Genomic DNA, 12,578 nt, shown 5'->3' with positions numbered 1-12,578 from the left:
CTCCTGACTGACCACGGACGGCCCGCCTGTGACCGCCATCACATATTTGTTAAGGCGACGCACAAACTAAGTCACAGGAAACAGCGTCCACAACTGTTTCGAGGGCGTTGTCACGAGCAGAGATTCGCTTATGCCGATTCCCGAGATAAGTGGTCCGGTTCGCGACATAAGTAGGGCTATTTCGGTGCCGAAATCGCCCTCTCGCGGGTCTCGGCGCGGCAATTAGTGTCGAGCGGCTAGAGGACGCCGAGGGCGCGCTCGGAGGCCAGCAGGGCCATGCCGAGGAGCACGGACCGGTCGCCGGGGGCACCCAGCTCGACCTGGGTGCCGGCGACCACGTCGGCGGGCGCGCGCCGGTAGACCGCGCCGCGCATCTCGTTGAGCAGCAGTGGTCCCAGGGCGGCGCCGGGGCCGCCCACGACCACGATCGCGGGGTTCGCGAAGGCCACCAGGCCGGCGACGGCCTCGCCCACCCGGCGGCCCACGTCGCGGGCGATCTGCACGGCCACGGGGTCCCCGCCGGCGACCGCGGCCACCACGTCCGCCCAGACCAGGTGGTCGCGCTCGCCGAGTGCTGCGGCCAGGGTGGCCGACCGCGCGGAGCGGGCTGCGGCGGAGGCCTGCTCGATCACCATGCCGAGCGAGGCGAAGGAGTCCAGGCAGCCGCTGCTCCCGCACCCGAGACAGGCCGGCCCGAACTCGTCGACCCGGGTGTGGCCGATCGCGCCGGCCAGGTCTGCACTGCCCCGGCCCAGGTGGCCGTCCATGAAGGTCGCCGTGCTGACCGTCGCGCCGAGCCGGACGACGACGACGTCGTCGAGGGCACGCGCCCGCCCGCCGTGGCGTTCCCCGACCGCCATCGCCCGGGTGGCCTGCTCGACCGCCGTGGGAGCACCGTCGGTGACCGCGGCGACGTGGCCGAGGACCTCCTCGAGGTCGACCACGATCCCGGGGGCGAGGGCCACGCCGGTGGCCAGCACGCCGCGCCGGTCGTCGGGCGCCTCGGCCAGCGCCTGCGAGAGCGTCTCCCCCACCAGCCGTCCCAGCTCCTCGGACGACTCCCCCGCGGTGCGGTCCCGGGTCACGCGGCGCGAGACCGCGAACGTCCCGTCCACCACCGTCGCTCGCACCCAGGACTCGGCCACGGACACCGCGCCCGTCCGGACCGCGGGACCGAGGCCGACGGTGCTCGAACGCCGCCCGCCCGAGCTCGGCGCCACCGGACCCGGCGCGACCAGGCCGGCCCCCTCGAGGAGCGCTACCTCCCCGGTCACGGTCGTGCGCGAGACCCCGAGCAGACGGGCCAGCTCCGAGCGGGTCAGCGGCCCCTCGTCGCGCAGCACGCGCAGCAGCCGGCCGTCGAGCGAGGGCAGCACCGGGTTCGTCTGGGTCATGTGCGCTCCGTCCGAGGTCCCGGCCGATGGATGGGCTGGATCCTGACACGTCGCCGCCGAAGTGGACAGGGCCTTGGCGTCGCGGTCGCACCGGGGTCGACCCTCCTCGATGCCCCGCATCCACCAGAGGACGTCCGGGCACACTGGCGCCATGCTGCTCAATGACGTGGTCGCGACCTCCGCGAGCGTGGCCGCGACCCGCTCGCGCAAGGCCAAGGTCGCGGCGATCGCCCGGCTGCTCGCCGACACCCCGGAGGCCGAGCTGCCCACGGTCGTCGTCTACCTCGGCGGGACCCTGCGCCAGCGGCGCACCGGGATCGGCTGGCGCGGACTCGGCGAGCTGCCGGACCCGGCGGGCGAGGCCACGCTGGAGGTGGCCGACGTGGACGCGGCCTTCGAGCGGGTCGCCGCGCTGTCCGGGCCCGGCTCGCAGGCGGCGCGGGCGGCCGCGGTGGAGGCGCTCTTCGGCCTGGCGACGCCCGAGGAGCAGCGCTGGCTGCGCGGTGCCGTCACCGGCGAGGTCCGCCAGGGCGCGCTGGACACGCTGGTGCAGGAGGCGGTCGCGCAGGCCACGGGCGTCCCGCTCCCCGTCGTACGACGGGCGGCGATGCTGGCCGGCTCGACCCGGGCGGTCGTGACCGCGGCGTTCTCCGGTGGCGAGGACGCGCTGGCCGGCATCGGCCTCGAGGTCGGGCGCCCGGTGCTGCCGATGCTCGCCTCGTCGGCGAAGACGCTGCCCGAGGCGATGGAGCGGGCCGGCGGCGGCACCGTCGCGGTCGACACCAAGCTCGACGGGATCCGCATCCAGGTGCACCGCGACGGCGACGAGGTGCGGATCGCGACCCGCACGCTGGAGGACATCACCGCCCGCCTGCCGGAGGTGGTCGCGGTGGTCCGCGAGCTGCCCGGGCGCCGCTTCGTGCTCGACGGGGAGGCGATCGCCCTCGACGCGACCGGCCGGCCGCGCCCGTTCCAGGAGACCGCCTCACGCACCGCCCAGCGCTCGGCCAGCGACGTCGCGGTCACGCCGTACTTCTTCGACCTGCTGCACCTCGACGACGAGGACCTGCTCGACTCCCCCGGCGCCGAGCGCCTCGCCGCGCTGGAGACGCTCGTGCCCGACCCGTGGCGGGTCCCGCGACTGGTCACCGACGACGTCGCCGCGGCCGAGGACTTCGCCGCTGAGGCCCTCGCCGGCGGTCACGAGGGCGTGGTGGTGAAGAACCTCGCCGCGCCGTACGACGCCGGGCGCCGGGGCGCGTCGTGGGTGAAGGTGAAGCCGGTGCACACCCTCGACCTGGTCGTCCTCGCCGTCGAGTGGGGCTCCGGACGGCGATCCGGGTGGCTGTCCAACATCCACCTCGGCGCCCGCGACGGCGACGGCTTCGTGATGCTGGGCAAGACCTTCAAGGGGATGACCGACGAGATGCTGGCCTGGCAGACCGAGCGGTTCCTCGCCCTCGAGACGCACCGCGAGGGCCACACCGTCCACGTCCGCCCCGAGCAGGTCGTCGAGATTGCGTTCGACGGCCTCCAGCGCTCGATCCGCTACCCCGGCGGGCTCGCGCTCCGCTTCGCGCGGGTGCTGCGCTACCGCGACGACAAGACCGCCGCCGAGGCCGACACGATCGAGACGGTGCGGGCGCTGGCCGGCGGCGCCGGGGCGAGCTGACGGTCCCGGTCGTACCGCCGAGCGCGCCGACGAGGACGGCGACCGTGACCAGCGGGGTCCGATGTGGGCGCCGGCAGCGGAGACCCACCCCACGAGCAGTCCGCTGAGGACGACCCCGGCTCGCGGTCAGGGCGACATGGCCGGATCGCTCTGGGCGAGTGCGAGGAAGCAGCGGTCGAGCTCGTCGACGAGCATCGCGGAACCGTCGTCGCAGGCGTCGCACCCGCAGTACGGGATCGAGGTGATGCACCTGCCCGGCTCGTCCGGCGAGCCGGCCGGACGGACGCCGACGTCGAGCCCGAGCGGCTCGCCGTCGATGATCACGACCCCGCAGAGCAGCTCGTGGCCCCCGGGTGCGCGCGGCACGACCCGGTAGACGCGCTCGATCTGGTCGGCCCTGCGGCGACCGCGGAGCCAGCCCGGCTTCTCCTCTCCAGCGACCAGAGGCGCCACCGTCGTGGTCGCGATGCCACGCTCGGCCAGGACCTCGGCCCACGCCTCGACCCGCCGCGCGAGGATGCGGTACTTGCCCGGGTCGGTGTAGCGGGAGTACTCCTCGTCGTCCACCTCCCCGTCCGGGTGCGGGTCCGGCCAGCCGGGCGTGTCGGCGCCGATGACGGCGAAGGCCCGGTCGACGGCGGCGAGCAGGTCCCTGACCGCCGCTGCAGTCGTCGGGAGCAAGTGATCCATCCGCGCAGCCTGACCCGCGGGTCTGCTCGGCGGCAACGGCGTTTCGGGCCGGCAGCAGATCGGACGCCGGCCTGACTCAGAGCCAGGGCTCGCCCGCCCATCGCTCCAGGCCGGGTCGCGTCCGCGCGTCCGCGTCGAGCCAGCTCTCGCGGGGGTCACCGGTGCCTTGCCACCCGTCGATCGTGCGCGTGATGGAGTCGCCGCCACGACGGGCGTGCAGCACGCCGCCCCGCGCGACGCTGAGGAACCAGCCGTCCAGCTCCTCGAGGAGAGGGGCGGAGCCGTCGTCACACGCGTCGCACCCGCAGGACGGAAGGGTGTCGAGGAAGACGGGGGCGCTCGCCGGCACCTGGCCCGCACGGATGCCGACGTCGACACCGAACGGCTCCTCGTCCACGATCGTGACGCCGCAGAGCAGCTCGAGCCCGCGGGGCGTCCTCGGCACGATGCGGTAGACGCGCTGGAGCTGGTCCGGCGAGCGGTCGGCGCCGAGCCAGGCGGCGCCCGTCCACGGCCCGACGCTCACGGTCGCGATGTCGCGGTCAGCCAGGACCTCGATCCACGCCTCCAGCCGCCGGACCAGGATGCGGTACTTCCCCGGGTCGAGGCAGCGGGAGTACTCCGCCTCGTCCGGCTCCCGATCCCAGTGCGGGTCCGGCCAGCCGGGCGTGTCGGCACCGGTGGCGGCGAAGGCGCGGTCCACGGCGGCCAGCAGGTCCGACGCCCAGGCCGGCGTCGTCGGGAGCGAGGTGGGATCCACCGGCGCAGCCTGACCGTCCGTCCGGCATCGCGGCAACGGGGTTTCGGGTCCGCGGCGATCAGGTCGGGAACTGCTCGAACATGACCTCGTAGCCGTCCGGGTCGAGCCCGTAGAACACTCTTGCGGACCCGACGTCCTCGACCTCGAGGGTGACCGGCAGCCCCTCGGCACGCCAGAGGTCGCGCATGCCGGCGATGTCGGTCGTCGGTACGACGACCACCACGCCGCTGCCCATCGGGCCTGTCCGCGCCAGCAGCTCACGCTCCGGGTGGTGGTAGCCGTGGGAGTGCCGGCTGGCGAGGATCAGCCAGGTGTGCCTGAAGGTCAGGTATCGCACCATCGATGCTGGGTCGCTCGGGATCTCCCGGAACCCGATCCGCCTGTACAGCGCCAGCGACCGATCCAGGTCCTCGACCCTCAGCCCGATCTTCAGCTGCCGGGATCCCGCGACCATGGCGACGAACCTAGCCGCCCCGACGCCCGCCGGCCGGCGGGCGTCAGCGCCGGACGCTGCCGAGGGCGACGCGCGCGACCCGGACGGGGCGTCCGGGGGCCGCCAGACTGACCTCGACCAGCAGGAAGCGTCCGGCCATGGGCGCCCGCGGGGTGAAGGACCGGCCGCGTGCCCCGGGGATCCTGGTGGACGATCGCTGGTGGGGTCCCGTCCGGTACCACTGGTAGGTGACCACCGGGTCCACCCGCTCGCCCGCGTCCGTGAGGACAGGCTTGCCCACCGTGATCGTCTTGCCCACCTTCGGCGCGCCCGTGCTGGCGAAGCTCGTCACCCAGGTCACCGGGTAGCCGACCTGGAGGTCGGACTAGGCGCGCGGCGCGAACACCACGCTCCTCGTGCCCGGGACGCTGGCAAGCACCTCGATGGTCACGTCCAGGCCGATGACACGCCGCGGCACGATGATGCTCGACGGTGGCGCTGCTGTGCGCTTGCGCGACACCACGACGGGCGTGCGCGAGTCCCCCGGGTCGTGGCTGCGCGCGGTCACGAGCGTCTCGAAGGTCGCTGCGGGGTCCCAGCGCCCGTTCCACCTGATCGGGTAACGCGTTCCCGCTCGGAGACCGGTGCGCGCGTCGTCGATCAAGCGGTCGCCGATGAGCGAGGCCGACGCAGGACGCCGCATGTCGAGGAGCCGGTACGGACGGGAGGTCGCGGACCGCTGGACGTCGGCGTCGCCGCCTCCACGCGACGTCTCGACGACCGTGAACCGGTGCTTGCTGCGGGGGTACGTGCTCGCACCGCAGCCGCCACGGTTCCGCGCGACGAAGCTGTCCCCGTCGCGGTCCAGGCTGTCGTACCCGTCCGCCGCGGGCCAGAAGGACGAATGGCGGATCGCGCCGTTCGCGGGAGCGATGGCGGTGTCGACGATCTCGTACGCGCCCTCCCCCTCGACCGGCGTCGCGTCGGTGAACGTGACGACCACGTTGCATGCGGTGTTGAGCCAGAACCGGCCAGGAGAGCGCTCCTGCTCCCACTCCACCCCGGTCACCACGATGTCGCCGGTCACCGGTGCCGCCAGCGGGTCGTCGGCGGCCACCGCTGCCGGGATCGTGAACCCGACGAGCCCCGCGCAGAGCACCGCCGTGATGGCGGACAGTGCAGGCACGAACGACCTGGGCGTCATGAGCGGCTCCTCCGGCGGGGTCGAGCACCGCAGGGAGCGGAGTCGCCCGACGCTATCGGTCGGCGACGGGCGGCGTGGCCGAACGGCGGGGTCGGCTCAGCGACGTGCATCACGGCACGGACCGGGGAGCTGAGCGGCCCGTTGCCGCTGGCGCGCGGTCGGTGCGGCCAAGGGGATTCCGGCGGACCCGGTCGGTCGACGAGGTCCGCCGGTCAACCCCTGCCGATGTGGTCGTGCCACTGATTACGGATCACGGTCGCCACACAGGATCGATACCTGCCGTAGCCCGTCCGCCCCAGGGGTGAGGCGAGAGCTCGACGGTACGAGGTCGCGATGTCTGGCCGCGACCGGGTTTCCCAAGGGCGGTCCGGAACGGGCGCTCGGCCTAACAGCGCCGGTGGAAGGCGACCTTGCCTCCCGAGAGGTGTTTCGTCTCGTAGCCCGGATCGTGGGCCCGGGCGTGGTGGCGGGGGCAGAGGAGTCGACCGCCGTCGACGCTGGTCCCGCCTCCTTGGGACCAGGGCAGGTCGTGGTGGGCGTGGCACAGGCCGGGTGGCCAGTCGCAGCCTTCGGCGGTGCAACCGCCGTCGCGGATCGCCAGGGCGATGCGGTGGGTCTTGGTGTGGAGGCGGCGCCTGCGGCCGACGTCGAGGGGGCGGCCCTGGCCGTCGAGGACGGCGGGGACGAGGCCGGCCTCGCAGGCCAGCCGCCGCGCCTCGGTGGCGGAGATGGTCTCCCCGGTGTGCAGGTGCGCGGCGCGCAGCCCGCCGAGCAGGGACTCCAGCGGCATCGTGACCACGATGGTCGCGGCGACGCCGCCGGCCTCGGGGAGCCGATCGGTCGGGTAGCGCTCGAGGTAGTCGCAGAACGCGTGCCCCAACCGCTCCGGCCCCGGCCGCCGCTCACCCGCCATCGTCCCGGCGCCGTTCACCGCCTGCTGGTGCTTCGGCGCCGCGATCGCCAACAACGCCGCCCGCAACATCGCCGCATGATGGGTCGGGATCGTGAACCGGCCATGGGTCTTCCCGTGCCCGTCATCGCTCATCGTCAGCCGCGCGGCGGCGCGCGCTGCGGCTTCCTCACGCTCCAACCGGGCCGCCTCCGCGGCGTCAGCCTGCTCAGGCGCCGCGACCTCCACGAGCCGCTTGGCAAGGCGACGCAGGGTGATCGCGTCGTGCTCGCCCGCCTGCTCGACCAAGAATTCCTCAGCCCGGGCGCGAGTCGTCTCATCGACCAGGTCCGCGGGCAGGTCGTCGACCGCATCGACGATCACCTGGGCCTGATCCACGTGGATCCGCCCCGCAGCCAGCGCCTCGCGCACGAGGTCGTGATCGCCGGTGTCCAGGGCGCGAGCCAAGCGCATCAGCCGATGGGTCTCCGGCCGAGTCAGCCTCGAGTGGTGCGCCCACCAGCTCGCCGTACTGGTCGCACCCTCGGCGTCGCCCACCTCCACCGCATGCGCCTGAGCCGCGACCCGCAGCCGCAGCTCCTGCAACCGCGCCATCTCGACGTCGAGATCCAGCAGCGCCGCACCCGCCTCAACCTCGCCCAACGCCAGCACCGAAGAGCCGGCAACCCCGTCCAACGCCTCGCGCACGCACGCCACCGCGACAGCCACCGGGTGGCCGGAACGGGGCGGGCGAGGTGCTTCCATGGACCAACTCAACCATCGACCACCGACAGTCCCGACGTAACGTCTTCGCAGGTCAGACGGCCTGTGGACAACCAGCCGTTGCGCCGTCCGAGCAGGTGCGGGACATTCGACCGCACCGCCCGCCAGCCGGCAACACCGAGCCGGCGAGGGGCAGGAAGGACCGCTCCCGTGCGCATCGGCGACATCGACCTCCACCCGCTGACCGACGGCACGTTCCGTGCGGGGCCGGGCTACTTCGGCGACCACGTGACCGCGCACGGGCACGAGGACTACTTCGCGTCGGACGGCAAGGCGTTCCTGCCCATCGGCTGCTTCCTGATCCGCACCGGGTCGCGCACGATCCTCGTCGACGCCGGCATGGGCCCCGCGATGCGCGACGACGGAGACCGACGGCTTCTCATCGGCGGGCAGCTCCCAATCGGGCTCCGTGCCCAAGGCGTGTCCCCCGCCGACATCGACACCGTCATCTGCACGCACCTGCACGCCGACCACTGCGGCTGGCTGTTCGACCTCACCGGGGCGCCCACCTTCCCCCGCGCCGACATCTGGTTCGGCGAGCACGACTGGCACCACTTCGTCGCGGACCCCGACGTCTGGATGCTCGACCACATCCGGCACGGGTTCCGCGAGGCTGACGGCGCACGACTCCACCTGGTCGACCAGGACACGGCGGTCGCGCCCGGCGTCGACATCGTCATGACTCCCGGGCACACCCCCGGCCACCTCTCCGTCGTCGTCTCCTCCGGTGTCCACCGCGCCCTGCTCCTCGGCGACGCCATCGTGTGCCCGATCCAGCTGGACGAGCCCACCTGGCAGTCCATCGGCGACGTCGACCCCGCGCTCGCCGCGCAGGTGCGCGAACGGCTGTTCCGCGAGCTCGAGGGCGAGAACGTCGTCGGCGCGGGGGCGCACTTCCCCGAGCTGCGGTTCGGCCGGGTGCTCGCCGGAGAGCTGCGCCGCTGGCTCGGCTGAGGCGCGGCCTCAGCCAACCTCAGCCGACCTGCACCCGTCCGTCCTCGACCCGCCACCGCTGGTCGAGCGCGACGTTCGCGAGCAGCCGGCGGTCGTGGGAGACCAGCAGCAGCGCGCCGTCGTACGACGCGAGCGCCTCCTCGAGCTGCTCGATCGCGGGCAGGTCGAGGTGGTTGGTGGGCTCGTCGAGGACCAGCAGGTTGACGCCACGGGCCTGGAGCAGCGCCATCGCGGCGCGGGTGCGCTCCCCGGGCGAGAGGCGCCCGACGAGGCTGGCGACCTGGTCGGCCTTGAGGCCGAACTTCGCGAGCAGGGTGCGGACCTCGGCCGGGGTCCACTCGGGGACGGCGAGCTCGAAGGCGGTGCCGAGCGGCTGGTCCTCGGGCAGCCCGGCGCGGGCCTGGTCGATCTTGCCGACCGCCACCGAGGCGCCCAGCGACGCGGAACCGGAGTCGGGGGCGACCTCGCCGAGGAACAGGCGCAGCAGCGTGGTCTTGCCGGCGCCGTTGGGGCCGGTGATCCCGATCCGGTCGCCCGCGTTGACCTGGAGCGAGGCGGGGCCGAAGGTGAAGTCGCCCTGGGTCAGCGTCGCCTCGTTGAGGGTGGCGACCACCGCCGAGGAGCGCGGGGCGGCGGCGATGCTGAACTGCAGCACCCACTCCTTGCGCGGCTCCTCCACCTCGTCGAGGCGAGCGATGCGCGACTCCATCTGGCGCACCTTCTGCGCCTGCTTCTCCGAGGACTCGCTCTGCGCTCGACGGCGGATCTTGTCGTTGTCGGGCGACTTCTTCATCGCGTTCCGCACACCCTGCGAGCTCCACTCGCGCTGCACGCGGGCCCGGGAGACCAGGTCGGCCTTCTTGTCCGCGAACTCCTCGTAGGCCTCGCGGGCGTGGCGCCGAGCCACCTCGCGGTCGGCGAGGAACGCGTCGTACCCGCCGTCGTAGACCGCCACCTGGTGCTGGGCAAGGTCGAGCTCGACGATCCGGGTCACGCAGCGGGCGAGGAACTCGCGATCGTGGGAGACCAGCACGACTCCCCCGCGCAGCCCGCGCACGAACGCCTCCAGCCGCTCCAGGCCGTCGAGGTCCAGGTCGTTGGTCGGCTCGTCGAGCAGCACGATGTCGAAGCGGCTCAGCAGCAGCGCCGCGAGGGCCGCGCGCGCCGCCTGTCCGCCGGACAGCGACGTCATCAGCGCGTCCGGGCCGACGTCGAGGCCCAGCTCGGCCAGCACCGCCGGCAGCCGGTCCTCCAGGTCGGAGGCGCCGCTGGCCATCCACCGGTCGAATGCGACGGCGTACGCGTCGTCGGCGCCGGGCTCGCCCGAGCCGAGCGCGGCCGCGGTGGACTCCATCGCCTCGGTCGCGGCCGCGGCACCGGTACGACGGGCGACGTACGCCGCCACCGTCTCGCCCGGCACCCGGTCGTGCTCCTGGGGCAGCCAGCCGACGAAGGCGTCCGCCGGCGCCAGCGAGACGCTGCCCTCGAGGGGCACGTCGGCGCCCGCGAGCAGCCGCAGCAGGGTCGACTTGCCGGCGCCGTTGGCGCCGACCACCCCGACCACGTCGCCGGGGGCGACCGTGAGATCGAGGGACTCGAAGAGGACGCGGTGGCCGTGGCCGCCGGCCAGGCCCTTCGCGACGAGGGTGGCAGTCACGCTCGGATCCTAGTCGTCGCCGGCCCCCGCACCGCCGCCGCCTCCTGCGCGCGAGCCTGGCCCGAACGTGCTGGTCGCCGGGTGGCAGGAACTAGCATCTGCCGCATGCCCACCCCTGCCTCCGGCACCGACGGTCGTCGCTCCGCCGCAGCCGTCCGGCGCCGCCAGCGCGAGGCCGAGATCATCGCCGCCACGCGCAACCTGTTCGACCAGCGCGGCGTGCGCGACGCCCAGATCGACGACATCGCCAAGGCAGTCGGGATCAACCGCGCGATCGTCTACCGACACTTCACCGGCAAGGAGGAGCTCTTCGCCCTCACCCTGGTCGGCTACCTCGAGGAGCTGCGCGACGCCCTCGAGGCCGCGAGCGCCGTCGACGCGGCCCCCGCCGTACGCCTCGAGGCGATCGTCTCCGCCTTCGTGGAGTACGGCGTGGCGCACCCGGCGTTCGTGGACTGCGCCCAGGCGCTGATGCGCCGCTCCGGGCCCGAGCTCCTCGACGAGATCTCCGAGGGCGCGCTGTTCCGCCTCGGCCGGGCGATCTCCTCGTGCCTGGCCCTCCTCACCGGCGTGCTGGAGGACGGCGTGGCCGCCGGCGACTTCCACGTGCAGGACCCGCACCTGCTCGCCAACACCCTCTACGCCAGCGGCCTCGGCTCCCTCCAGCTCGCCCGCGTCGGCATCCTGGTCAAGGAGGCCGCGCCCGGCATCCCGACCCTCGGCGAGATCTCCGCCGAGCAGGTGCGGGACTACCTGGTCACCTCCGCGCTCGCGCTGGCCACGCACCGCTCCTGAGCGGACCGGGGCCCAGCGCCCCTGGTCAGGGGCGCTCGAGGATCGCAGTGATGCCCTGGCCGCCGGCCGCACAGACGGAGACCACGCCGCGCCCGGAGCCGTTCTCGGCGAGCAGCTTGGCCAGCACGGTGAGGATCCGCCCGCCGGTCGCGGCGAACGGGTGCCCCGCGGCCAGCGAGGAGCCGGTCACGTTGAGCCGGGTCCGGTCGATCGCCCCGAGCGGGGCGTCCAGGCCGAGCCGCTCGGCGCAGAACACCGGGTCCTCCCACGCCTTGAGCGTCGCCAGCACCTGCGAGGCGAACGCCTCGTGGATCTCGTAGAAGTCGAAGTCCTGGAGCTTCAGCCCCTGGCGCTCCAGCATCCGCGGCATCGCGTAGGCCGGCGCCATCAGCAGCCCCTCGTGCCCGTGCACGTAGTCGACCGCCGCGGTCTCGTAGTCGGTGAGGTAGGCCAGCACCGGCAGCCCGCGCTCGGCGGCCCACTCCTCGGAGGCCAGCAGCACCACCGAGGCGCCGTCGGTCAGCGGCGTGGAGTTGCCGGCCGTCATGGTCGCCGCCGCGCCCTTGCCGAACACCGGCTTGAGCCGGGCCAGCTTCTCCGCGGTGGAGTCGGGGCGCAGGTTCTGGTCGCGCTCCAGGCCGCGGAACGGCGTCACCTGGTCGTCGAGGAAGCCCCGGTCGTACGCCGCGGCGAGGTGCTGGTGCGACGCGGCCGCCAGCTCGTCCTGCTCCTCGCGGCCGATCTGCCACTCCAGCGCGGTCAGCGCGGCGTGCTCGCCCATCGAGAGCCGGGTGCGGGGCTCGCCGTTCTGCGGGATCGAGGGGACGATGTCGCCGGGGCGGACCTTGGCCAGCGCGGCGAGGCGGCCCTTGAGGTCCTTGGCGCGGTTGAGCTCGAGCAGGATCTTGCGCAGCCGCTCGCCGACCGCGATCGGGGCGTCGGAGGTGGTGTCGGTGCCGCCGGCGATGCCGACGTCGATCTGGCCAAGCGCGATCTTGTTCGCGACCTGGATCGCCGCCTGGAGGCCGGTGCCGCAGGCCTGCTGGATGTCGGTCGCGGGCGTCTCGGGCGCCAGCCGCGAGCCGAGCACCGACTCGCGGGTCAGGTTGAAGTCGCGGGAGTGCTTGAGCACCGCCCCGGCCACCACCTCCCCGACCCGCTCGCCCTCCAACCCGAAGCGCTCCACGAGGCCGTCGATCGCGGCGGTGAGCATCTCCTGGTTGGAGACCTCGGCGTACACGCTGTTGGAGCGCGCGAACGGGATGCGGTTGCCGCCGACGATGGCGACGCGGCGGACGGGGGTGGCGGGGTCGAGGCCGGTCATGGGACACAGTCTTGCCGCCCGAG

12 protein-coding genes are annotated in these 12,578 nt (G+C 73.6%); 3 read left to right on the top strand and 9 right to left on the bottom strand.

The annotated features are described in order from the left end of the window. Positions 1–236: 236 nt before the first annotated feature. Positions 237–1,394, bottom strand: a complete 1,158-nt coding sequence (locus HOQ23_RS05300) for an ROK family transcriptional regulator (RefSeq protein WP_172212556.1) — start codon at positions 1,392–1,394, stop codon at positions 237–239. A 151-nt stretch (positions 1,395–1,545) separates the two neighbouring features. On the opposite strand from HOQ23_RS05300, the gene HOQ23_RS05295 reads away from it, so the two are divergent. After that, positions 1,546–3,066 (top strand): ATP-dependent DNA ligase, encoded by a 1,521-nt coding sequence (locus HOQ23_RS05295; RefSeq protein WP_172212554.1) that lies wholly within the window; start codon positions 1,546–1,548, stop codon positions 3,064–3,066. Between the two features lie 126 nt (positions 3,067–3,192). Here the strand turns inward: HOQ23_RS05295 and HOQ23_RS05290 are convergent, their stop codons facing one another. From HOQ23_RS05290 to HOQ23_RS05265, 6 genes are all read right to left on the bottom strand, one after another. Then, on the bottom strand, positions 3,193–3,756 hold the full coding sequence (locus HOQ23_RS05290; RefSeq protein ID WP_172212552.1) for a DUF6226 family protein: 564 nt from the start codon (positions 3,754–3,756) through the stop codon (positions 3,193–3,195). Positions 3,757–3,832: 76 nt separating this feature from the next. Continuing rightward, entirely contained in the window at positions 3,833–4,516 is a 684-nt protein-coding gene (locus HOQ23_RS05285) for a DUF6226 family protein (RefSeq protein WP_172212550.1), read from the bottom strand. 58 nt (positions 4,517–4,574) lie between these two features. Continuing rightward, positions 4,575–4,970 (bottom strand): VOC family protein, encoded by a 396-nt coding sequence (locus tag HOQ23_RS05280; protein ID WP_172212548.1) that lies wholly within the window; start codon positions 4,968–4,970, stop codon positions 4,575–4,577. Between the two features lie 43 nt (positions 4,971–5,013). Continuing rightward, the gene (locus HOQ23_RS05275) at positions 5,014–5,310 is read right to left on the bottom strand and encodes a hypothetical protein (protein ID WP_172212546.1); all 297 of its coding nucleotides are present in this window, start codon (positions 5,308–5,310) and stop codon (positions 5,014–5,016) included. A 24-nt stretch (positions 5,311–5,334) separates the two neighbouring features. Further along, positions 5,335–6,153, bottom strand: a complete 819-nt coding sequence (locus HOQ23_RS05270) for a hypothetical protein (protein WP_172212544.1) — start codon at positions 6,151–6,153, stop codon at positions 5,335–5,337. 385 nt (positions 6,154–6,538) lie between these two features. Beyond that, a complete protein-coding gene (locus HOQ23_RS05265; protein WP_367650380.1) occupies positions 6,539–7,750 on the bottom strand; it encodes a DUF222 domain-containing protein in 1,212 nt (403 codons plus the stop codon). A gap of 225 nt (positions 7,751–7,975) precedes the next feature. Between HOQ23_RS05265 and HOQ23_RS21165 the strand changes: the two genes are divergently transcribed. After that, positions 7,976–8,779: an MBL fold metallo-hydrolase gene (locus tag HOQ23_RS21165; protein WP_172212542.1), complete on the top strand. Its 804-nt coding sequence runs from the start codon at positions 7,976–7,978 to the stop codon at positions 8,777–8,779. Positions 8,780–8,798: 19 nt separating this feature from the next. Here the strand turns inward: HOQ23_RS21165 and HOQ23_RS05255 are convergent, their stop codons facing one another. Further along, a complete protein-coding gene (locus HOQ23_RS05255) occupies positions 8,799–10,436 on the bottom strand; it encodes an ABC-F family ATP-binding cassette domain-containing protein (protein WP_172212540.1) in 1,638 nt (545 codons plus the stop codon). Positions 10,437–10,541: 105 nt separating this feature from the next. On the opposite strand from HOQ23_RS05255, the gene HOQ23_RS05250 reads away from it, so the two are divergent. Continuing rightward, entirely contained in the window at positions 10,542–11,231 is a 690-nt protein-coding gene (locus HOQ23_RS05250) for a TetR/AcrR family transcriptional regulator (RefSeq protein ID WP_172212538.1), read from the top strand. Positions 11,232–11,256: 25 nt separating this feature from the next. On the opposite strand, the gene HOQ23_RS05245 is transcribed toward HOQ23_RS05250, so the two are convergent. Continuing rightward, complete coding sequence (locus HOQ23_RS05245) at positions 11,257–12,555, bottom strand: acetyl-CoA C-acetyltransferase (protein WP_172212536.1); 1,299 nt, start codon at positions 12,553–12,555, stop codon at positions 11,257–11,259. Between the last annotated feature and the right edge of the window lie 23 nt (positions 12,556–12,578).

The organism is Nocardioides sp. zg-DK7169, assembly GCF_013155365.1.
GTDB lineage: Bacteria > Actinomycetota > Actinomycetes > Propionibacteriales > Nocardioidaceae > Nocardioides.
The sequence above is the reverse complement of the archived record's forward strand: the minus strand, read 5'-3'. Positions and strand labels throughout refer to the sequence as shown.